General features: G+C 48.5%; 20 protein-coding genes. 9 read left to right on the top strand and 11 right to left on the bottom strand.

Features of this window, described 5'->3' with window-relative positions:
* Positions 1-11 precede the first annotated feature (11 nt).
* From DWZ40_RS01370 to DWZ40_RS01345, 6 genes are all read right to left on the bottom strand, one after another.
* Positions 12-1,118 carry an ABC transporter substrate-binding protein gene (locus DWZ40_RS01370; protein ID WP_118540348.1) on the bottom strand — a complete coding sequence of 369 codons (1,107 nt, stop codon included), beginning with the start codon at positions 1,116-1,118 and terminating at the stop codon, positions 12-14.
* Positions 1,119-1,145: 27 nt separating this feature from the next.
* Complete coding sequence (locus tag DWZ40_RS01365; RefSeq protein WP_118540347.1) at positions 1,146-2,273, bottom strand: ABC transporter substrate-binding protein; 1,128 nt, start codon at positions 2,271-2,273, stop codon at positions 1,146-1,148.
* 126 nt (positions 2,274-2,399) lie between these two features.
* Complete coding sequence (locus tag DWZ40_RS01360) at positions 2,400-3,194, bottom strand: ABC transporter permease (protein WP_118540346.1); 795 nt, start codon at positions 3,192-3,194, stop codon at positions 2,400-2,402.
* Entirely contained in the window at positions 3,194-4,006 is an 813-nt protein-coding gene (locus DWZ40_RS01355) for an ABC transporter permease (protein ID WP_118540345.1), read from the bottom strand. Before DWZ40_RS01355 ends, DWZ40_RS01360 begins: the two co-directional genes overlap by 1 nt.
* Entirely contained in the window at positions 3,999-5,075 is a 1,077-nt protein-coding gene (locus DWZ40_RS01350) for an ABC transporter ATP-binding protein (RefSeq protein WP_118540344.1), read from the bottom strand. Before DWZ40_RS01350 ends, DWZ40_RS01355 begins: the two co-directional genes overlap by 8 nt.
* Positions 5,076-5,209: 134 nt before the next feature.
* Positions 5,210-5,743, bottom strand: coding sequence for a cupin domain-containing protein (locus DWZ40_RS01345; protein ID WP_118540343.1), 534 nt, complete (start codon positions 5,741-5,743; stop codon positions 5,210-5,212).
* 253 nt (positions 5,744-5,996) lie between these two features.
* On the opposite strand from DWZ40_RS01345, the gene DWZ40_RS01340 reads away from it, so the two are divergent.
* From DWZ40_RS01340 to rpiB, 3 genes are all read left to right on the top strand, one after another.
* Positions 5,997-7,058, top strand: coding sequence for a beta-propeller fold lactonase family protein (locus DWZ40_RS01340; protein WP_118540342.1), 1,062 nt, complete (start codon positions 5,997-5,999; stop codon positions 7,056-7,058).
* 90 nt (positions 7,059-7,148) lie between these two features.
* Entirely contained in the window at positions 7,149-8,228 is a 1,080-nt protein-coding gene (gene aroC / locus DWZ40_RS01335; RefSeq protein WP_118540341.1) for a chorismate synthase, read from the top strand.
* A gap of 24 nt (positions 8,229-8,252) precedes the next feature.
* A complete protein-coding gene (gene rpiB / locus DWZ40_RS01330) occupies positions 8,253-8,696 on the top strand; it encodes a ribose 5-phosphate isomerase B (protein WP_118540340.1) in 444 nt (147 codons plus the stop codon).
* Between the two features lie 9 nt (positions 8,697-8,705).
* Here rpiB and DWZ40_RS01325 read toward each other — a convergent pair whose 3' ends face one another.
* Positions 8,706-9,650 (bottom strand): LysR family transcriptional regulator, encoded by a 945-nt coding sequence (locus DWZ40_RS01325; protein ID WP_118540339.1) that lies wholly within the window; start codon positions 9,648-9,650, stop codon positions 8,706-8,708.
* 231 nt (positions 9,651-9,881) lie between these two features.
* On the opposite strand from DWZ40_RS01325, the gene DWZ40_RS01320 reads away from it, so the two are divergent.
* Together DWZ40_RS01320 and DWZ40_RS01315 are read left to right on the top strand one after the other, a co-directional pair.
* A complete protein-coding gene (locus DWZ40_RS01320; protein ID WP_118540338.1) occupies positions 9,882-11,195 on the top strand; it encodes an SLC13 family permease in 1,314 nt (437 codons plus the stop codon).
* 118 nt (positions 11,196-11,313) lie between these two features.
* On the top strand, positions 11,314-12,483 hold the full coding sequence (locus DWZ40_RS01315; RefSeq protein ID WP_118540337.1) for an amidohydrolase family protein: 1,170 nt from the start codon (positions 11,314-11,316) through the stop codon (positions 12,481-12,483).
* 120 nt (positions 12,484-12,603) lie between these two features.
* Here the strand turns inward: DWZ40_RS01315 and asnA are convergent, their stop codons facing one another.
* Positions 12,604-13,611 (bottom strand): aspartate--ammonia ligase, encoded by a 1,008-nt coding sequence (gene asnA / locus DWZ40_RS01310; RefSeq protein ID WP_118540336.1) that lies wholly within the window; start codon positions 13,609-13,611, stop codon positions 12,604-12,606.
* 144 nt (positions 13,612-13,755) lie between these two features.
* The gene (locus DWZ40_RS01305; RefSeq protein WP_118540335.1) at positions 13,756-14,811 is read right to left on the bottom strand and encodes an ATP-binding protein; all 1,056 of its coding nucleotides are present in this window, start codon (positions 14,809-14,811) and stop codon (positions 13,756-13,758) included.
* A gap of 714 nt (positions 14,812-15,525) precedes the next feature.
* On the opposite strand from DWZ40_RS01305, the gene DWZ40_RS01300 reads away from it, so the two are divergent.
* Positions 15,526-16,959, top strand: coding sequence for a spore germination protein (locus DWZ40_RS01300; RefSeq protein ID WP_118540334.1), 1,434 nt, complete (start codon positions 15,526-15,528; stop codon positions 16,957-16,959).
* 6 nt (positions 16,960-16,965) lie between these two features.
* On the opposite strand, the gene DWZ40_RS01295 is transcribed toward DWZ40_RS01300, so the two are convergent.
* The gene (locus DWZ40_RS01295; protein WP_118540394.1) at positions 16,966-17,982 is read right to left on the bottom strand and encodes an asparaginase; all 1,017 of its coding nucleotides are present in this window, start codon (positions 17,980-17,982) and stop codon (positions 16,966-16,968) included.
* Positions 17,983-18,157: 175 nt separating this feature from the next.
* Between DWZ40_RS01295 and DWZ40_RS01290 the strand changes: the two genes are divergently transcribed.
* Complete coding sequence (locus DWZ40_RS01290; RefSeq protein WP_118540333.1) at positions 18,158-18,337, top strand: DUF4250 domain-containing protein; 180 nt, start codon at positions 18,158-18,160, stop codon at positions 18,335-18,337.
* Here DWZ40_RS01290 and DWZ40_RS01285 read toward each other — a convergent pair.
* Positions 18,276-19,268 (bottom strand): LysR family transcriptional regulator, encoded by a 993-nt coding sequence (locus tag DWZ40_RS01285; protein WP_118540332.1) that lies wholly within the window; start codon positions 19,266-19,268, stop codon positions 18,276-18,278. The genes DWZ40_RS01290 and DWZ40_RS01285 overlap by 62 nt on opposite strands.
* Before the next feature lie 166 nt (positions 19,269-19,434).
* Between DWZ40_RS01285 and DWZ40_RS01280 the strand changes: the two genes are divergently transcribed.
* Together DWZ40_RS01280 and DWZ40_RS01275 are read left to right on the top strand one after the other, a co-directional pair.
* Positions 19,435-20,427, top strand: coding sequence for a tripartite tricarboxylate transporter substrate binding protein (locus tag DWZ40_RS01280; RefSeq protein ID WP_118540331.1), 993 nt, complete (start codon positions 19,435-19,437; stop codon positions 20,425-20,427).
* 63 nt (positions 20,428-20,490) lie between these two features.
* Entirely contained in the window at positions 20,491-20,979 is a 489-nt protein-coding gene (locus tag DWZ40_RS01275) for a tripartite tricarboxylate transporter TctB family protein (RefSeq protein WP_118540330.1), read from the top strand.
* Positions 20,980-20,985: the final 6 nt, after the last annotated feature.

The following is a 20,985-nucleotide window of genomic DNA, read 5'->3' as shown; positions in this document are numbered from 1 at the left end:
ATAAGGCAGGATTACTTCGATTTTACTTCCTTCCATGCCTCATTATAGATCTCGTCCACATCGTCGCCAAGGTACTTCAGAACCTCTGCATTCTTGATGGAGTCGATGTCCGGGAAGACTGCCTTGTTGTTCTGCATATCTTCGTCTAACAGCTCGAATGCGCCCTTGTTCGGGGTGGAGTAGGTGATGTACTCAAAGTTCTTCTTTGCGATGTCCGGTCTGCACAGGAAGTTGATCCACTTCTCTGCGTTTTCCTTGTTCTTTGCATTTTTCGGGATGACCCAGCAGTCGATGAAGAGGTCGGTGCCTTCTTCCGGGATCACGTACTGGAGATTGTCGGTGCCGTCCTCGTCCTGGATGTAAAGCATCTCACCGGAGTAGATGATGCCGACTGCAGCCTCGCCGCCGATCATCTTATCTCTTACCTGGTCTACAACGTAAGCCTGTACCAGCGGCTTCTGGTCGATCAGGTCCTGCTTTGCCTTGTTGATCTCATCCGGGTTGGTGCTGTTTAAGGAGTAGCCGTTTTTCTTTAAGCCGGTCATGAAAGCGCTGCGGATGCTGTCCTGCATGAGGATCTCGCCGCTTAAACGCTCATCCCACAGATCGGACCATTTGGTCGGCGGCTCTACGCCAAGTTCCTGCAGGCGCTCTTTGTTGTGGAGGATGCCGATGGTGCCCCAGGTATACGGGACTGCGTATTTATTTTCCGGGTCGAAGGATTTGGAAAGCTCCATATAAAGCGGATCGATCTGGTCGATGTTCGGCACGTTGTCGAAGTTGATCTCGGCTAAGAGGTCATGCTCGCGCATTTTCTGGATCATGAAATCAGACGGACATACCGCATCGTAGGCAATGCCGCCGGCTTCGATGACCGGATACATCTCCTCGTTGGTCTCGAATAAATCGTAGACAACCTTAATGCCGGTTTCTTCCTCAAATTCATCAATGACGCTCTCATCAATGTATTCGCCCCAGTTGTAAACGTAGAGCTCACCGGCATCGCTGGAGGCAGAGCCCTTAGCCGGAGCAGTGCCGGAAGCGGAAGCTCCGCAGCCGGTTACAGTAAGTGCCGCTGCGGATAAAGCCGCAGCAGATGCGATCCATCTTTTTTTCATTTTCTCAATCTCCTCAATCTTTTGTTTTTAGTTGGATTTTACTTCTTTCCACAGTTCGTTGTAGATATTGTCGGTCTCATTGCCGAGATACTTGTAAACCTCAGAATTGTTCAGGGAATCGATATCCGGGAAGACTGCCTTGTTGTTCTGCAGGTCTTCGTCTAACAGCTCGAACGCGCCCTTGTTCGGGGTCGGGTAGGTGATGTACTCAAAGTTTGCTTTTGCAATCTCCGGACGGCATAAGAAATCGATCCATTTCTCTGCGTTTTCTTTGTTCTTCGCGTTTTTCGGAATGACCCAGGAATCCAGCCACAGGTTGGTTCCCTCTTCCGGAATGACATATTCCAGTTCGTAATCCAGTCCCAGGTTTGCAACCTCGTCCTGGATGTAGAGCATCTCGCCGGAGTAGATGACACCGACTGCAGCCTCACCGCCGATCATCTTGTCTCTTACCTGGTCGATGACGTAAGCCTGAACGAGCGGTTTCTGGTCTACCAGATCCTGCTTCGCCTGCTGGAGCTCGTCCTCATTTGCACTGTTCATGGAGTAGCCATCTTTCTTTAAGGCAACCATGAAGGCGTCGCGGACACTGTCCTGCATGAGGATCTCGCCGCTTAAGCGCTCATCCCACAGATCTGCCCATTTGGTCGGAGCCGGTACGCCGAGCTCGTCTAACAGCTTGGTATTGTAAAGGATGCCTACGGTTCCCCAGCAGTAAGGAACGGAGTATTTGTTCTCCGGGTCAAAGGACTTGGACATTTCCATGTAAGCTGGGTCAATCTGGTCGATATTCGGCACATTGTCGAAGTTGATCTCAGCAAGCAGGTCGTTCTCACGCATCTTCTGGATCATGTAATCGGACGGGCAGACAACATCGTAGTTGACGCCGCCGGCCTCGATGACCGGGTACATCTCCTCGTTGGTCTCGAACATATCGTAAATAACCTTGATGCCGGTCTCATCCTCGAACTGGGAAATGACATCCTCGTCAATGTACTCGCCCCAGTTGTAAACATAAAGCTCGCCTGCGTCAGAACTGCCGGAATTGGCAGCAGAAGTGGAACCTCCTGCAGATCCGGATGCACCGCAGCCGGAAAGAAGAGTGGAAGCGGCAGTCAGACCTGCTATGGAAATTGCAAATACTCTTTTTTTCATAGTCATCTCCTCTTAGTGGTGTGGTTGTGTGCTGTCTGTTTGACATTTCGCAGAGCAGCAAATGGTGTTTGGTGAATCAAAAAAGGTCAGATATCCTGCCTGTTTTGTTTGGTAAATCAAAACGTGTCAGGCTTCCTGCTTTTTCTTCGGTGCAAAATTGCTGATGAGCAGCAGTGCCAGTACCACCGCAAAGATCACGGTGGAGAGCGCGTACATAGACGGCTTGATGCCGCGGCGAACTTCGCTGTAGATCAGGGTGGACAGGGTGTTGATGCCTGCGCCTCTGGTAAAGTGGGTGATGATAAAATCATCCAGAGACATGGTGAAGGCCAGCAAAAAGCCGGACAGCACACCCGGTAAGATATCCGGGAACACGACTTTGAAGAAAGCGCGGATCGGGCTTGCGCCGAGGTCCAGGGCCGCTTCATAGGTGTAGCGGTTGGTCTGCTTGAGCTTTGGCATGACGCTTAGGATCACGTACGGGATATTAAAGGTGATGTGCGCGATCAGCACGGTCTTAAAGCCAAGGGAAATACCGAAAGCAAGGAAAGCCAGCATCAGGGAGATACCGGTTACGATATCGGCATTCAGCATCGGAATGTTGGTGATCCCCATGACGATGGTCTGGGGAATCTGTTTCATGCTGTTGATCGCGATGGACGCCGCGGTGCCGATGATGGTGGCGATCAGCGCGGACAAGAATGCGATCAGCAAAGTATTCTGCAGGGCCGCCATGATGTTGCGGCTTGCAAACATCTGGGTGTACCACTGCAGGGTGAACCCGCCCCACTGGGTACGGGATTTGGAACTGTTAAAGGATAATACCACCATGGTGGCAATCGGCGCGTACAAAAACACCATGATGATCACCAGGTAGAAGTCCTGCACGATACGCCGGAAATTCTGTCGGATCTTACTCATTAGAATGTGCTCCCTTCGCCGTTTTTATCGTATTTTGCAATCAGCGCCATGCTGATCAGAATGAAGACCATAAGGACCAGGGAAAGACCGGAGCCTAAGTTCCAGTTGCTGCCCTTGGTGAATTCCTGCTCGATGACATTACCGATCAGGAGGATCTTGCTGCCGCCCAGTAAGTTGGAAATTACGAAAGTGGTCAGGGACGGTACGAACACCATGGTAATGCCGCTGATGATGCCCGGCACGCTAAGCGGAAGCCATACCCACAGAAGTGTCTGGGTAAAGCTTGCGCCAAGGTCTCTTGCCGCGTTGATAGTGTTATCATCGATCTTGCAAAGCACGTTGTAGATCGGAAGGACCATAAACGGCAGGAAGTTATAAACCATACCAAGCACGATCGCGCCCGGAGTATTGATCAGGTTCTGGTTTGGCAGGTGCAGGGCACTTAAGATGCCGTTGATCACACCGCTCTTTTCCAGAAGAGTCTGCCATGCCAGGGTGCGCAGCAGAAAGTTCATCCACATCGGAAGAATGAAGATGAAGACGATAAAGCTTCCCTGGCCGATGCCACGGTTACGCAGGATCATGGCAAGCGGGTAAGCAAGTACGAGGCAGATCACCGTGCTCACCAGGGAAAGTCCCAGGGAGAGCCACAGGGCCTTCACATGCTCCGGGGTGGAGATGGAAAGCACATTGGCAAGGGTGAATGCTCCAGATTTATCGGTCAATCCGTAATACACGATAAGGATCAGCGGAATGACGATGAAACCAACCATCCAGACCAGATACGGTCCGGCTAACCATTTCTTATTCATTGACTCCTACGGCCTCCTCATCCTCTGATGCAGGTTTGTTCATGATCTGGATGTCAAACGGGTCCACCTTGATGCCGACCTGTTTGCCGACCGGGCACATATCGGTGCTGTGTACCAGCCACTCGAAGCCGTCCGGGGTGGTGACTTCCATTTCATAATGAACACCCTTGAAGATCAAGTGGGTGCAGGTGCCGACCAGCGTGCCCTCGGACGGGTCTACCAGGTCGATATCCTCCGGGCGGATGACAACATCGACCGGAGTGTTGTTGCCGAAGCCTTTATCCACGCAGGCAAATTTGGCACCGAAGATCTCAACCAGCTCGTCGCGAATCATAATGCCCGGGACAATGTTGCTTTCGCCGATGAAGTCTGCCACGAATGCGTTCTCCGGCTCGTTGTAGATCTGCTCCGGGGTTCCCATCTGCTGGATGTAGCCCTGGTTCATGACAACGATGGTGTCGGACATGGTCAGCGCTTCTTCCTGGTCGTGGGTAACGTAGATGAAGGTGATGCCGAGCTCATTCTTTAAGCGGATCAGCTCATACTGCATGTCCTGGCGCAGCTTTAAGTCCAGGGCACCTAACGGCTCGTCTAAAAGCAGAAGACGCGGCTCGTTTACGATGGCGCGGGCAATGGCGATACGCTGCTGCTGGCCGCCGCTTAAGGAGTCTACGGTACGCTTCTCATAGCCGTCTAAGTTTACCAGCTTTAACGCGTACTTGATCTTGTCATCGATGTAGGCTTTGGATTTGCCTTTGATCTTTAAGCCGAATGCGATATTTTCCGCGATGTTCATGTGGGTGAACAGGGCGTATTTCTGGAATACGGTATTTAACTGGCGCTTATTCGGCGGAAGTTTGCTGATATCGGTTCCGTCGAAAATGACCTTTCCGGTGTCGGCCGTCTCAAATCCGCCGATGATGCGCAGGGTTGTGGTTTTGCCGCAGCCGCTGGGACCCAGTAATGTTACGAAAGAATTTTCCTTAACGGAAAGATTGAGGTCGTCTAAGACCATGGTGTTGTCAAAGCTTTTTGAAATGTTGACTAAGTCAATCAGGGGCTGAGCCATCGCATTATTCCTCCTAAAGTATGGTTACATTTGTTTTCATTTACATGTGATATTCAATCTCTGGGCTGACTGCATATGCAGCTGCCCTCTCAAAAGCGGGCTACCGGCCTTTGCGATGTTCGCTCCGGTCAGCTTTAGAAGCTTGGCGGCGTGCTGACCCAGATCAGCGATGCGCCGTGACGGCTCGTAAGGTAATGCTTTTTGTCCGGGGTAAAGTAAAAGGACTCGCCCTTCTTCGCCCGGTAGGTCTTGCTTCCGATGTGGATGTTGATGCTTCCCTGCAGTACATATCCGAATTCCTCGCCCTCATGTGGGTTGTCCGGGTAGGTGGAGCCGCCGGCCTCTAAGGTAATGAGGATCGGTTCCATCATGTTTTTCTGTGCGTTCGGGATGATCCAGCGGATCTCATTTTTTAATTCCGCATCGTATTTTTCAAAATAATCTGCTTTTCCGAATACGACCTGCTCCTCCGGAGTCTCATTAAAAAACTCACCAAGCGTCGTGCCGAGGCACTGTAAGATGTCGGTGAGTGTCGCAATGGAAGGAGAGGTTAAATTTCGTTCCAGCTGGGAGATGAAACCCTTGGAAAGCTCTGCCCGGTCTGCCAGTTCTTCCTGGGTCAGACCCTTTAGCGTCCGTATCTCCTTTAATTTTGATCCGATATCCATAACAGTCCTCCATGATAATACTATCCGAAAAGTTTAGAAATATTAAATGAATGTAAAATGCACTTTAAAGTTTAGCTTTAGTAAACACAAAGCAAGATTCATTATACTGGAAAATATCTGTATGTCAATAGATTCAGAATAGATTTTTTTGAGAATGTGTGGTATGCTGTTTACGATTGGAACGTTTGCGCATTTTATGCGCAGACCGGGTTAAAAAACGCAGAAACTTGAAGGCGTGACAGGAGGAAGAGCAATGGCTTTTGAAGGAAAGTATATGGCATATGTCGGTTCCTATTCGTACAACGGCAAAGCCAAGGGAATCACGGTTTACGATGTAGACGTGGAAAAAGGAACATTTACAGAGCGCTGCGAGGTGGAAGTGGACAATTCCTCCTATGTAACAGCATCCAATGATAATAAAACCCTGTATTCTGTTGCGGATGAGGGTGTTGTGGCATTCCGTATTCTGGAAAACGGAAGTCTTTCCCGCTTAAACAGCGCGAAGACCAAAGGCATGAGAGCCTGCCACCTGTCTATGGATAAGGAAGACCGGTATGTATTCGTGTCTGGTTTCCATGATGGCAAGGCAACGGTACTGCGCCTGCGCAAGGATGGCGGGGTCGGTGAGATCGTGGACGGTGTGTTCCATAAGGGACTGGGCAGCGTAGCAGAGCGTAATTTTCGCCCGCATGTAACCTGCTGCAGACGTACTCCGGATAACAAATTTGTCATGATCGTAGATTCCGGTCTGGACCAGGTAAAGATCTACCGCTTCAGCGAGAAGGACGAGCATCTGGTTCAGGTAGACACCATCCCGTGTGAGATGGAATCTGCACCGAGAAACCTGCGCTTCAGCTCTGATGGCAAATTCTTCTATTTAATGTATGAGCAGAAGAATGTCATTGACGTATTTACCTACGAGACCGGAGACCGTGTCCCGAATGTGGAGAAGATCCAGACGATTTCTACCATGGGAGAAAAGCACAGCTCTTTGGCAGCAGCCTGCTCGTTACGCTTCTCTCCGGATGAGAAGCATATGTTCTGCAGCAATGCAGGCGACGAGAGTGTGGCCATGTACAGCAGAGACGAGAAGACCGGTCTTCTGACCCTGATGTGCTGTCTGCCGATCAGCGGAGAATATCCAAAGGATATCGCAGTCTTCCCGGATGATAAGCACATTGCGGCAATCAACCATGAGAGCAATACCATCACATTTTTCAAGATCGATTACGAGAAAAAACTGCTGATCATGAGCTCCAATGCGATCAAGTGCAACGAGCCGAACAGCTGCATCATTGTGAAAGTGGACGACTGATTAAGACGAAAAATCTGGCAGCACTGTGCAAGGCCGTCAGGCGTTTAAACCTTTGTGTGAAAGAAAAATGGGAAAACAGCGGAGGAAACTATGGCAGGATCAACCTATGGAACCATCTTCCGTATCATGACATGGGGAGAGTCCCACGGCAAAGGCGTCGGTGTTACCATCGACGGCTGCCCGGCGGGACTTCCGCTTTGTGAGGAAGATGTACAGACCTATTTAAATAGAAGAAAACCGGGGCAGAGCAAATTTGCCACCGCAAGAAACGAAGGAGACCAGGTCGAGATCTTTTCCGGTGTGTTTGAAGGAAAGACGACCGGAACCCCGATCGCCATGATGGTGCGCAATACCGACCAGCGTTCCAAAGATTATAGTGCGATCATGGATGTGTACCGCCCGGGACATGCGGACTACTGCTTTGAGCAAAAGTATGGCTTCCGTGATTACCGGGGCGGCGGACGCTCTTCCGCGCGTGAGACCATTGCCCGGGTAGCAGCCGGGGCAGTTGCCTGCAAGCTGCTGGCCCACTATGGTATCACGGTGACGGCATATGTGAAGAGCATCGGTGAGTTTGAGATCGATCCGAAGCGCTTTGATCTTTCTGAGCGCGATAACAACAGCCTGAACATGCCGGATAAGGTGGCAGCAGAGGAAACTGCAGAATTTTTAGAGCGCATGATCGCTGCACAGGATTCCGTGGGCGGCGTGGTAGAATGTCTGGTAGATGGCATGCCGGTTGGTGTTGGCGAGCCGGTATTCGATAAGCTGGATGCAAGCCTGGCGAGGGCAATCATGTCCATCGGCGCCGTAAAAGGATTCGAGATCGGGGATGGCTTTGCAGCAGCAAAAGCGCTTGGATCCCAGAATAACGATGAGTTTTATGTCGATGCTTATGGTAAGGTTGTGAAAAAGACCAACCATGCAGGCGGTATTTTAGGCGGCATGAGCGATGGAAGCCAGATCGTGCTGCGTGCGGCTTTCAAACCGACTCCGTCAATCGCGCAGCCACAGAAAACGGCGAATAACCACGGTGAAAACGTAGAGATCGCCATCAAGGGACGCCATGATCCGGTGGTGGTGCCGAGAGCGGTTGTGGTAGTAGAGGCTATGACGGCGCTGACAATCCTTGATCTGTTATTAATGGGAAAGAATGCAAAATTAGATTAATTTTTTAGTGAGGTTGATAATATTATGAAAAAGATCGCAATGGGAAATGATCACTCCGCAGTAGAAATGAAAGAAGCCATCAAGGCATACGTAGAGCAGAAGGGTTACGAGGTCATCGACTTCGGAACCAACTCCAGCGAAAGCTGCGATTACCCGGTATACGGCGAGAAGGTTGGTCGCGCGGTAGCATCCGGTGAGGCGGATTACGGCATCGCAATCTGCGGAACCGGTATCGGTATCGGTCTGGCAGCAGGCAAGGTAAAAGGCGTTCTGGTCTGCACCTGCAGCGAGCCGTACAGCGCGAGAATGTCCCGCAGACACAACAATACCAACGTCCTGACCTTCGGTGCCCGCGTAGTTGGTGTCGAGATGGCGAAGATGATCGTAGATGAGTGGTTGGACAACGAATATGAGGGTGGACGCCACCAGAGAAGAGTTGACATGATCCTCGATATCGAAAATAAATAAACAATATTGTTATTTGGCCAGCATCCAGTTCGGCCTGCTTTTCGCAGTGAGTGTCCTGGCGTGCTGCACGGCCAGCTCGATGAAATATCTCCCTGCTTTCCTGGGCGGTTGCTCTTTGTGGTAGATCATACAGCTTTCCCAGGAGGGGTTATCCTCTAGGCGAAACCAGCAGAGGTTCGGGTAGAGTTTTGCCTGGGATTCTGGCAGAATGGTCAGGCAGATTCCTCTGGATACCATCAGTGCAATGACATGGTTGGTGCGGGCTTCAAACATGATATTCGGAACAAATCCGGCACGCTCAAAGCAGGGATCGATCACCTGACGGAAGGTGGAACCGGCAAACATCAGCGAAAAAGGCTCCTGCCTGCAGAGTGTTAAGTCAATCTCCGGGTAGTCGCCATCGGAAGTTGGCTGGTAAAAACGGGTCAGTGGATGGCCGGTTGGAACGCCGAGAAGAAAACGCTCGTTGGCTAAATGGACATATTCCAAATTCTCTATGTCATGGTTTTTAACCATGACCATGCCGATATCAAGCTTGCTTTCTGCAAGCAGCTTGTACTGGTCTGCGACGATATGGTCCTCAAGCTTTAGTTCTATCTGGGGATATTTTGCGTGGAATTCCGGGAAGATCTCGCAGAAGAGCTCGATTCCCTGCTCCATGGCCAGGTTGACCCGGATTTCGCCTACATTTCCGTCCATGACATCGCTGATCATGGCATGCATCTGTTTTTCACGGTTTAAGGTTTCCTGGGCGTAGCGCAGGAAGATCGCCCCGGCTTCGGTCGTGGCAAGATGGTGGGTGTCCCGCTCAAAAAGCGGGATGCCCATTTCTTTTTCTATACGGATCAGCTGCTGGTTTAAGCCGGACTGGGAGATAAAAAGCTTATCTGCAGCCTTGGAAATGCTGCCGCATTCTGCAATGGTCAGAATGTATTTTAGCTGTCTTGTATCCATTGTAAGTTTCCCCTTTTATGTGTGTTGTTTTAGCCGGATGTTGTCTTCCGGCAGCAGAAGCTGTCGGAGGTGGATCTCTTTTGTTATTTTTGTGACTATTATACAAAAATCAGGCAGTTTTGTAAACCTAGAAAGAAGTTGAACTTCTAGTAATCATGGATTACTATAAGTTCAACTTTTATCTGTTTCATGCTAACATAAGGGCATACAAAACAAAGGAGGAGTTACAAAATGTTTGGTGTTTTAGGGTTGATCGTTGCAATCGTATGTGTCATTGCACTGATCTGGAAAAACTGGCACATGGCTATCGTATCACTGGCTGGTGCCCTGATCGTTATTGCATTCAATGCAATGGATCCTGTAACTACATTGTCTGAGAAATTTATGACCGGAATGTCCGGATTTGCCGGAAACTGGTTCCTGCTGTTTATGCTGGGTGCTATTTTCGGAAAAGTCATGGGTGACAGTGGTGCATCCGTTGGTATTGCAAACAAGATGCTCAAGCTTCTTGGCGAGAAGTCAGTAGTGCTTGTTGTTATGCTGACCGGCCTGGTTCTTTCCTATGGCGGAATCGGAACCTTCATCATCGCATTCTCCCTGTATCCGATCGCAGTAGCACTGTTCCAGAAGGCAGATATCCCGAAGAAGCTGATCGTTGCTACCATCATGGTATGCCCGGTTACTGTATGTATGGCAATGCTTCCGGGTTCCCCGTCTACCCAGAACCTGATTCCGACCCAGTATTTCGGAACCACTGCTTATGCAGGTGCTTCTATCGGTCTGATCTGTTCCGTGATCATGTTTGTGTCTGCTTACCTGTTCTTAAACTGGCAGATCAAAAAAGCAAAAGCAGCCGGTGAGCACTTCGTAGCAAGCCCGGGTGAGGATATCATGGATTTAAATGCAGTAGATGAAGGAAAGACACCTTCCATCGGCGCATGTTTCGCTCCGATCGTAGTTCTTCTGGTTCTGATGTTTGGTATCCAGTCTCTGACCAGCATCCCGTCTTCCTATGCAGTTGCAATTGCTATGACCTGCGCAATTATCGTAGGTTGCGTTCTGTACAGAGACCGTCTGAATGTGAAAGAGGCTGTTTCCAACGGTGCAGGCGGCGGCTTAAGCTCCCTGATCGCTACTTCTTCCATCATGGGCTTTGGTTCTGTAGTATCTGCTTCCCCGGCTTATGAGAGCATTACCACAGCTCTGGTAAACATGGATGCAAACCCGCTGATCACAGCACTGATCTCTATCAACGTGATCGCAGCGATCACCGGTTCTTCCGCAGGCGGACTGAACATCTTCTTAAGTTCCATGGGAGAATACCTGGCAGCATCCGGACTGAATATGGCTATGCTCCACCGTGTTGTATGTATCGCATCTTCTGGTTTTGATGCAATGCCACACGCATCCGGTATGGTTGTCTGCAACCAGATTGCTAAGACCTCCCAGAAGGATACCTACAAATATGTATTCATTACCTGTGCAATCATGCCGTTCTGCTGTGCAATTCTGGCATGCATCATCGGTACTTTAGGTATTGTGTAAGCACAAACTGAAAAAAATAACATGAGTAGACAGGGGCTGTCGCAAAATGTACATAACTTGATATATGGAAAGTTTTGGACTTCGTTTTGCGACAGCCCTATAATAAAAGGAGACTGGAATGAAAGTAGATTATATCATCCGGGGCGGACGTGTTGTGGATCCGTCAGCGGGCATCGACGAGATCAAGGATATTTACATTAAAAATATGCGCATCGCAGACGTAAAAGGAGAAACGGCAGAGTGCAATCCAGATTGCATCATCGATGCATCCGGCAAGCTGGTAACTCCGGGACTGATCGATTTTCATACCCACCTGTTCCATGAGGGAAGTTCCATTTGCATTCATCCGGATATGATGATTGCGCAGGGAACTACCTCTGCAGTGGATGCGGGAAGCGCGGGAACCTCTACCTATGAGGCATTTTACAAGTCCGTGATCGCGCAGTCCCAGGTCCGCGTAAAAGGATTTCTGACTGTGTATGGCGGTGGACAGCTCGATCCAAAGCTTTGCGAGGATTTTAACCCGGCACTCTACAACGTAGAAAAGATGGAGCGGGTGATCGAGGCAAACCGGGATAACATCCTGGGCTTAAAGATCCGTCTTTCCAAAGGTGTTGTGCCGGATGAGACCGGTGCAGATTACCTACGTGCTGTCGTAAAGCTGACCGATGAGTTGAATGAACGTCTGGGCACTTCCCTTCGTGTCTGTGTTCATACCACCAACTCTCCGGTTACGGCTGGGGAGTTGGCTGACTGTCTGCGCCCGGGCGATATTTTCTGCCATTGCTTCCAGGGAGCAGGAAACCCGATCGCATCGGAGGATGGCAAGATTGATCCGCTGGTATTAAAAGCAAGAGAGCGCGGTGTGATCTTTGATGCAGCTAACGGCAAAGGAAATTTTGGTTTAAAGGCAGCGAAGCGGGCACTGACAGCAGGTTTTTTGCCGGATGTGATCTCCACGGATCTTACGGTGGATAAGTTCAACATGCCGCCGTATGCAAAGAACCTTCCGCTTGTCATTTCCAAATATCTGGCACTGGGCGTAAGCTTAAATGACATCATCCGTGCCGTGACCGAAACCCCGGCAAAGCTGATGGGCATGGAAGGACAGATTGGAACCTTAAAGGCAGGAGCGGTCGCAGATATCGCAGTCTTTGACTTAAAGGAACGCCAGTATATCCAGAAAGATTTCTGCGATGATGAGATCGTATGCAGCCAGATTCTGGTACCGCAGTTAACCATGATTGCAGGTGAGATCCAGTATTGCCAGTCGGATTTTTACCTCTAATATGTTTCTGATTCAATTGAAAAAAACAAAAAGAAAGACCGGATCGTGCCTGCGCACTGTCCGGTCTTTCTTTTTGCGTGTATGCCGCGGAAGCGCCGGTGGCGCTTCCGCTGATTCGTATTACAGTAAAATAATTTTATGTTCTTTGCAGATCTTTCTCATATCTTCCGGCCACAGGCTTGCCTGAACCTCGCCGACATGGGCGCGGTCTAAGAGCAGCATGCACAGACGGGACTGTCCGATACCACCGCCGATGGTGTACGGAAGCTCGCCGTTTAAGAGCATCTTGTGGTATGGAAGGTTCTTTCTTTCCTCGCAGCCGGCCTTCTTTAACTGCTCCTCTAAGGATTTTTCATCAACACGGATACCCATGCTGGAAACCTCCAGTGCGCAGTTTAACTGGTCATACCAGAAGAGAATATCACCGTTTAACTGCCAGTCATCGTAGTCCGGTGCACGACCGTCGTGCGGTTCGCCGCTTGCAAGTTTGTCACCGATCTTCATCAGGAAGACGCAGCCGTATTCCTTGGTGATGAGGTTCTCACGCTCCTTCGGCGTCTTGTCCGGATAGCGGTCTGCCAGTTCCTGGGTGGTGATGAAGGTGATGTGCTCCGGCAGATGCTTTACTGCCTGCGGATACTTGTACCATACCTCATGCTCCATGTGCTTGATGATCTTGAAGATGGTCTGAACGGTTGCCTCGAGGGTTTCAATGGTGCGCTCCTCTTTGGTGATGACTTTCTCCCAGTCCCACTGGTCTACATAGCAGGAGTGAAGGTTGTCGAGCTCCTCATCGCGGCGGATCGCGTTCATGTTGGTGTAAAGACCCTCGCCAGGCTCAAATCCATACTCTTTTAAAGCCATACGTTTCCACTTTGCTAGGGAATGTACGACCTCAACGGTCTCTCCCGGGATTGCAGCGATGTCGAACTGGACCGGACGCTCTACGCCGTTTAAGTTATCGTTCAAACCGCTGGACTGGGTGACGAACAGCGGTGCGGAAATGCGCTCTAAGTGCATCTCTTTGCCAAATTCTTTCTGGAATGTGTCGCGAATATATTTGATCGCTTCCTGAGTCTCACGCACGGTGAGATGGGGATCATAGTTAGATGGAATGATCAATGCCATGTTTCTTTCCTCCCTGTATTGCGTTAGGTTTTAAAAAAAGGAGTTTTGCCTGAGCAAAACTCCGCATGATACTTAATGGTAGCATTTTTGGAATAAAATCACAAGTATTTTCTTATTTTATAGCAGTTTATTCAATTTCGAGAATCATATTGTTTCGATGTAAGACTCTGTAATATTTTTAAATCTTGGCAGCGCCAGTGCAACATAGCCATATTCTGGTGCAATGCACACCCCTTTGTTGATCAGGCGTTCCCGGTATTTGGAAAAGGTAGTGCCTTTCATTTCCAGCTTATCGCAAAGCTCTTTTACTTTTATTTTTGTACCCTGTTCTGGCATGGCCGAGACAATCTGTTTTTCCAGTGGAGATAAACTGCTCCAGATTTTCCGGTAAACAAAGTCTTCCAGAAGACCATCCAGTTCCTTTAGAATCCAGTCAAGTGGTTTTTCATCGTGATACTCCCAGTATAGCATGCCAAGCGCCTGAAAAGCGAAAGCATAGCCCATGGTGATATTAGCCAGTTGCCGGGCTTTTTCGTCATCAATCTGGAAGATATTCTGATATTCGTTTTTGATCTGATTGATGCCTAACGGACCAAGAATGATCTTGGGAGCACGAAGCAAAAAAGTCAGAACCGGGTCATTCTGGATTTCGTAAATGTTTTCATAGAGTCCTGTCATGATCAGGAATACCGGATAGTTTTTTCGGATAAAGATCTGGAACTGACTGGCGAAAATCCGCATATTTTCGTTTGCGACAGCCTCATCGATGGTGATCAGTACCTTTTTTCCTTTTTTATTGAGTCTGTCCAGAAGCGTTTCGATTTTGCTCACGCTGTCCCGCTCTTCTGTAATTCCATTGTATCCGATTCCGAAGCCTGCGACAGAAATCTCGAATCCTTTTTCAAAAATGTTTGGAATCTGCTTGCTGGCATCGAGCAGACGCATGGCAAACTCCTGCAGCAGAGGCTGGGTGGCGTTCAGGTCGACTATGACCCATTCGTCAGAGTTCCGCAGCTGATTGGAAACAGAAGTCATAAGCACCGTTTTCCCGCTTCCGCGGATACCGCTGATCAGATAAGTCTGGCTGATCGGGTTATCTGCCTCAAAGGTGGAAAGGATATTATCGGTGCTTTCATAACGGTTAATGTATTTGATTGGCTGTTTTCCGAATGTGAGGGTGAAGGGATTGTCTCGTTTCATATGAGCCTCCTAAATCTGGACATGCATGCTCAGCAGTGAGTCTGCATGTATGTGTGAACGTACTGCAGCTATCTGCTTGCAGTTTGGCATAAATGGATAACTGTTCATAACTTTGGATAACTTATATACTGATGGATAACTATTCATAACTCTGGATAACTTTATGATATGATATTAACATTTGTATTATTTTATGTCAAGAAACTCCTATGAACACAAAAAAATAGGAGCCGCTTTTCCCCCACAGAAAGCAGCTCCTGGTCACGATCAAAAACCGTTACACAATACAGTCTTCGCTTGGTATCCCCATACCAGTTAAGAAAATAAAAGGCGCCGGAGTGATGGCGCTCATGTCTTTCTTACAAAACACACTATATCATTGTTTTGTGGTAGCGTCAAGGAAAATTGTGCAATTTTAAGAAGATTGTGCACTTTGGAGAGGGAAAACTGCTCAAATTGTATACACGTGTCCGCTATGCAAAGACGTTCGTGTGCATCTTAAAGAAAAACAAAAAATGTGACAGAAAAACTTTTTTTTAGGGCTTGAAACAGGAAATTCTTTGTGCAAGTTTCATGATGCAGCGCCGGGTATAAGACAGGGGAATTCTGACATACTATACGGAAAATGGAATGATTCTATGCGTATTTCAGATATGCCATATGAGAAACAGAAAGAACGGAACGTGTTTCTTGAAAGAAAGGAGGAACTGCAGCATGCAGTTTTCAAAAAATCTGTCAGAAAATCTGGAACATTTAAAACAGACGCTGAGCCTGGAAAAGAATTTCGATGTAGTTTACCGGGCGATCACGATCGGAGAAAAGCAGGCGTGTCTGCTTTTTGTGGATGGGCTGACCAAGGATGAGGTCCTTTTAAAGGTATTACAGGCGTGGTGGAGCATTAAGCCGGAGGATATGCCAAAAGACGCGCACGGTTTTTCCAAAAAATATATGCCTTATGGAGAAGTAAGCCTGGTCGACAACGAAAAGGACATGATCGTACAGCTGCTGAGCGGAATCACGGCGGTTCTGGTTGACGGGTACGACAAATGCCTGATGCTGGACTGCCGTACTTACCCGGCGCGCGGTGTGGAGGAACCGGAAAAAGACAAGGTTCTGCGCGGCTCCCGGGACGGTTTTGTGGAGACGCTGATCTTTAATACGGCGCTGATCCGCCGCCGGATCCGGGACCCGAAGCTGATCATGGAGATCCTGACAGCCGGAAACAGTTCCCACACGGACATAGCGGTCTGCTATATGGATGGACGCATCGATGAAGAGCTTTTAAATAAGATCCGGAACCGCATCCAAAACCTGCGGGTGGATGCGCTGACGATGAACCAGGAGAGTCTGGCGGAGGGGATTTTCCCTCATAAATGGTTTAACCCGTTTCCGAAATTCAAGTTTTCAGAGCGCCCGGACACTGCGGCGGCGTGTATTCTGGAAGGAAATATCGTCATTTTGGTGGACAACTCTCCGGCGGCTATGGTGCTGCCATCCTCCGTGTTTGACATTATTGAGGAAGCAGATGATTACTATTTTCCACCTGTGACGGGGACGTATCTGCGGCTGTCCCGTATGGCAACAGCAGTATTATGTCTTTTACTGACGCCGACCTGGCTTCTTGCCATGATGCATGCGGACGCACTGCCGCAGTGGCTGGCCTTTACCAAGCTTTCGGATGTGACTTATGTGCCGCTGATCTTTCAGCTTTTGATCCTGGAATTTGCGATTGACGGTCTGCGTCTGGCGGCGATCAACACGCCAAATATGCTGACAACGCCGCTCAGCGTCATTGCGGGCATCGTACTGGGAGAATATTCGGTGAAATCCGGCTGGTTCAACTCGGAGACTATGCTGTATATGGCATTTGTGACGATTGCAAATTACAGCCAGTCGAGCTTTGAACTGGGATATGCACTGAAATTTATGCGGATCATCATGCTGTTGTTTACCGCGGTGTTTGACGTGTGGGGTTATGTGATCGGCTTTGTGATCTCCGTCTGTGCGATTGTGTTTAACAAGACGATTGCCGGAAAGAGTTATATCTACCCAATCATTCCGTTCAGCTGGAAGGAATTAAAAAAGCGGTTCTTCCGCGGACGGCTTCCGGTAATACCGGAAAGCCAGAACGCGGATGAGAACCGCTGATGGTTCTTATGCTTTCCACTTCGTTGTATACAGAATATCCCGGTTGATGGTGCTGTAAAGCATTTCCCTTACCATATCCGGGTCGTGGGTCTGTCCAAGGATCCACATGAGTTTGGTGACGGTAGCTTCCAGGGTCATGTCGTAAGCTTCCAGGAGACCAAACTCTTTTTTGATGGTTTTGCCGATTTCGTAGACGGACATGTTGCTTCCCTCGTTGGTGACCTGCGTTGTCATGATGACAAACTTGCCGGCATTGACCCAGCGCTCGATCGCCCGGTGGAAACTGTCATCTTCATAGGAAGGAATACCGCCCACACCAAAGGATTCAATGATAACAGCATCGTAGTGCTTGAACAGATAGTCCAGGATGCTGCCGTTCATGGACGGGATCAGTTTTAACAGAGTCACCTTGCTGTCCAGCTTGTGATAGAAGGTGACTTCCTCGGTCAGACGGTCTTTATCGTCGAGATAGAAGATAATGTGGTTGTCCTGGATCGTAGCAATATAAGGAAAGTTAATGCTGGAAAAGGCATTGTAGCTTTTGGTGCGTTCCTTTTTGCCGCGGGTACCGGCAATGACTTTACCGTCAAAGACAATGTTGACACCGTGTGCTTTATCGCAGCTGGCAAAGAGAAAACTGTCGCTTAAGTTGGTCTTTGCATCGGTGATCTCCAGATCGATCGGTTTTTGCGCGCCGGTAATGACGATCGGTTTCGGTGAATTCTGGATCAGGTAGGAGAGCGCAGATGCGGTGTAAGCCATGGTGTCGGTGCCGTGGCAGACCACAAAGCCATCGAACTGATCGTAGTACTTTTCAATGGTAGAAGAAATTAACAGCCAGTGTTTTGGCTGGATATTGGTGCTGTCGATGTTGATGACCTGCATGGCGGTCACTTCACAAAATTCTTTTACGTCCGGGACATAGCCGAGGAGTTCTTCTGATGTAATCAGTGGCTTTAAGCCATCCTCACTGCGCTTGGAGGCGATGGTGCCGCCGGTGGCGATCATAAGGATACGTTTCAGGTTCTTCTTTGGGGTTTTCATATTTGGGTCTGGCCTCCTGTTGCAAAAAACTTGTGATCTTTGTCAATTCGTTCTATTATAATATTGTGCTGCAGCCCATGCATGGAGAAGCTGCAACGGATTTGAACAATAACAATATTATAGCATTTTGCAAAAAGAAAGGAAATAAAAAATTATGGCATCAATTCCAAAAGATCCGGTTATGCTGATGAGCTTTTTAAACACCCAATTGCGGGACAATTATGACAGCCTGGACGAACTGTGCGCGGTTTACGATTTGAGCCAAGAGGAAATCAGCAGTAAACTGGATGCGATTGATTATCATTACGATCCACAGAAGAATCAGTTTGTGTGAGTCCTCTTAAGTGTTCCGGCAGTTTGCCGCGCATATAATCGGTGCCAAGAGCAATAAAATATTTTTCCGGGCGTGTGAAATAGCATCCTTTTAAGAAGGCAACACTGCGGGACCAACGCTGATTTGGGGCCACGGTAAAGTAAGCAATCGGTGCAGAACCGTCTACATAGGATTGCGGGAAAAAGGCGGGAGCGATCTGTTCTTTTACCATATTGATCACGGTGTGGGTGCTTACAGACTCAAATAAAACATTCGGGTGAAAACCTGCATGGGCGAAGGCATGGTCGATCATGTCGCGCATGCGGGTTTCTTTGCTTAAAAGGATGAAACTATCATTTTTGAGTAATGTTAAGTCAATCAGCGGAAGCGTTTCATGGCTGTTTTTTCCGGCAAGGTGTGCCAGCGGATGGTTGATAGGCAGCCCGAGAACCATGTGCTCGGTATCCATGTCGAGATAATCCAGGTCCGGATGTTTCATTCCTTCTACATAGGTCAGAAAAGCAAAGTTCACTTCGTTTTTCAGAACCAGCTGTTCCATTTTTTTCACGCGTTCTTCGCGGATTCGGAATGTGATATTTGGATATTGCCGGTGAAAAACAGGATAGAGCTTAGAAAACATGGCAGCACCGGTTTCGGGCGTATATGCAACAGCAATCTCTCCAAGGTTTTCTCCGGAAATATCGGAAATGATTTTATAGGTTTCTTTTTTCATATCGACCATCTTGTGGGCGGTTGTAAGGTAAATGCGCCCGGCGAAGGTCGGGATCATGCTGTGCTTGCGCCGCTCGAAAAGTGGCGTGCCGAGTTCTTTTTCCAATTTTAATAACTGCTGGTTCAGTGCTGACTGGGTCAGAAAAAGCTTTTCCGCAGCTCTGGAAATACTTTGTTCCTGCTCGATGGCGATCATATTTTCAATCTGTTTTAAATCCATAATAAATCCCCCTTTGATATATCTCTTAATTGAACTAAGAAAAAATATAAAATATGATAAGTTGAATTAAGACTACAAAAGAAGTATAATCAAAATATCCAAAAAAAACAAGCATATCGATAAAAATATGTAAGTTTTTAAAATAAGCGAGAAGGAGAAATGGGTTATGAAAAAACAGTTATTAAGCGTGATGCTGGCAGGGGTTATGGCAATGACAGCTCTGACTGGTTGCGGCGGCAGCTCTTCAGGAAGTGGTCTTCCGAAGAACATTGAGTTACAGGTTCCGGCAAAAGCAGGCGGCGGTACCGACGTAGTTGCAAGAGCAATCGCTACCCAGGTAGCAAAAGATTCCGGAAGCAACTTAACCGTTCAGAACAATACAGACGGAAGCGGCGTAGTGGCAATGGAGAAGATCCGTACTGCAAAACCGGATGCAAGCTCCCTGTTATTCTTCCATACAACCATGTTAATTAAATCTGCAACGGGTGTATATGACCACAATGCAGTAGATGATTTCACCGTAATCGCAGTAGGTGAGGGCACCGAGAAGACCGGATATGCATTAGTAGTACCGGGTGATTCTCCTTACAACACCACCGATGATCTGGTAGAGGCAGCAAAGGCAGCTCCGGGAAGCGTTCTTTTAGGTGTTGAGACCGGCGGCAGCTCCCACATCATGTCTGGTCTGTTCGCACAGGCAGCAGGAATCGAGGTAAAATATGTAGAAGCAGGTTCCGATACCGAGAAACTGACTGCACTGGTTGGCGGCAGCATTACCGCAGCATTTGTAAACCAGAACCAGGCAAAACAGTATGTTGAGTCCGGTAAGGCAAAAGCACTGGCTTGCTTCTCTGTTGATGAGACCGGTGGCGAGAGCACCATTCTTCCGGGTGTTACCAGCCTGGTAGATCAGGGTTATGACTGCACATTCTCTACTCTGTTCCTGGTACTTGGACCGAAGGATATGAAAGCAGAGACTGTTACCGCTTTACATGATTACTTCGAGAGCGCTGTAGTAAATAAGGATGTACAGGATGTATTAAAACCTGCAGGATTTGATATGACTTTCTTCAGCCAGGAAGAGGGCATGAAGAAACTGACCGCTCAGAGAGATTCTTTAAACAGCGTTGTTGAGATGCTTGGTCTGAAACAGAAATAATATTGCAGCAGTAGATGCAGGCAAAATGGGGCTGCCGCAGGGCAGCCCCATTCGTTTCAAGATATGAAGAAAGGAAATGAGGTTTCTATGAAGTTAAAGAGAGATCAGGTTGCCGGCGCAGTGCTGGTAATCCTCGGAATCATCGTATTTGTGATGACGAATCAGCTTTCTGTTCCATTTACCCTGTCTTACCCGGGACCGAAAGCGCTGCCGATGATCGCAGCATTTGGTTTTGTTGTTTGCGGCGCCGGAGTATTTTTAGAGGGCTGCAAGGAAAAGCTGGAAGATGAAAAACCGTTTTTATCAAAGCAGGGTTGGATTAAGGCATTGGTTGCCATGGTTGTTTTAGCAGTTTATGTATTTGCTGCCAGCCTGATCGGTTATCTGATTACTACCCCGTTTGTTACCTATGGTCTGACTACATTGTTTGCGAAAGGCAGCAAGAGCACGGTAAAAGGAAGAGTGATTTATTCCGTACTACTCACTGCAATTATCTATGTAGTTTACATCTACGTATTCGGACTCAGCCTGCCGAGCGGCGCGCTGTTTTAGGAGGTA

It is taken from the genome of Clostridium sp. AF32-12BH, assembly GCF_003477935.1.
Lineage (GTDB): Bacteria > Bacillota > Clostridia > Lachnospirales > Lachnospiraceae > Brotaphodocola.
This window is presented reverse-complemented; position numbering and strand designations above follow the sequence as displayed.

Coding starts and splice junctions, on each gene's coding strand:
- DWZ40_RS01370 (WP_118540348.1), bottom strand. CDS start 1,118: ATGAAAAAAAGATGGATCGCATCTGCTGCGGCTTTATCCGCAGCGGCA.
- DWZ40_RS01365 (WP_118540347.1), bottom strand. CDS start 2,273: ATGAAAAAAAGAGTATTTGCAATTTCCATAGCAGGTCTGACTGCCGCT.
- DWZ40_RS01360 (WP_118540346.1), bottom strand. CDS start 3,194: ATGAGTAAGATCCGACAGAATTTCCGGCGTATCGTGCAGGACTTCTAC.
- DWZ40_RS01355 (WP_118540345.1), bottom strand. CDS start 4,006: ATGAATAAGAAATGGTTAGCCGGACCGTATCTGGTCTGGATGGTTGGT.
- DWZ40_RS01350 (WP_118540344.1), bottom strand. CDS start 5,075: ATGGCTCAGCCCCTGATTGACTTAGTCAACATTTCAAAAAGCTTTGAC.
- DWZ40_RS01345 (WP_118540343.1), bottom strand. CDS start 5,743: ATGGATATCGGATCAAAATTAAAGGAGATACGGACGCTAAAGGGTCTG.
- DWZ40_RS01340 (WP_118540342.1), top strand. CDS start 5,997: ATGGCTTTTGAAGGAAAGTATATGGCATATGTCGGTTCCTATTCGTAC.
- aroC (WP_118540341.1), top strand. CDS start 7,149: ATGGCAGGATCAACCTATGGAACCATCTTCCGTATCATGACATGGGGA.
- rpiB (WP_118540340.1), top strand. CDS start 8,253: ATGAAAAAGATCGCAATGGGAAATGATCACTCCGCAGTAGAAATGAAA.
- DWZ40_RS01325 (WP_118540339.1), bottom strand. CDS start 9,650: ATGGATACAAGACAGCTAAAATACATTCTGACCATTGCAGAATGCGGC.
- DWZ40_RS01320 (WP_118540338.1), top strand. CDS start 9,882: ATGTTTGGTGTTTTAGGGTTGATCGTTGCAATCGTATGTGTCATTGCA.
- DWZ40_RS01315 (WP_118540337.1), top strand. CDS start 11,314: ATGAAAGTAGATTATATCATCCGGGGCGGACGTGTTGTGGATCCGTCA.
- asnA (WP_118540336.1), bottom strand. CDS start 13,611: ATGGCATTGATCATTCCATCTAACTATGATCCCCATCTCACCGTGCGT.
- DWZ40_RS01305 (WP_118540335.1), bottom strand. CDS start 14,811: ATGAAACGAGACAATCCCTTCACCCTCACATTCGGAAAACAGCCAATC.
- DWZ40_RS01300 (WP_118540334.1), top strand. CDS start 15,526: ATGCAGTTTTCAAAAAATCTGTCAGAAAATCTGGAACATTTAAAACAG.
- DWZ40_RS01290 (WP_118540333.1), top strand. CDS start 18,158: ATGGCATCAATTCCAAAAGATCCGGTTATGCTGATGAGCTTTTTAAAC.
- DWZ40_RS01285 (WP_118540332.1), bottom strand. CDS start 19,268: ATGGATTTAAAACAGATTGAAAATATGATCGCCATCGAGCAGGAACAA.
- DWZ40_RS01280 (WP_118540331.1), top strand. CDS start 19,435: ATGAAAAAACAGTTATTAAGCGTGATGCTGGCAGGGGTTATGGCAATG.
- DWZ40_RS01275 (WP_118540330.1), top strand. CDS start 20,491: ATGAAGAAAGGAAATGAGGTTTCTATGAAGTTAAAGAGAGATCAGGTT.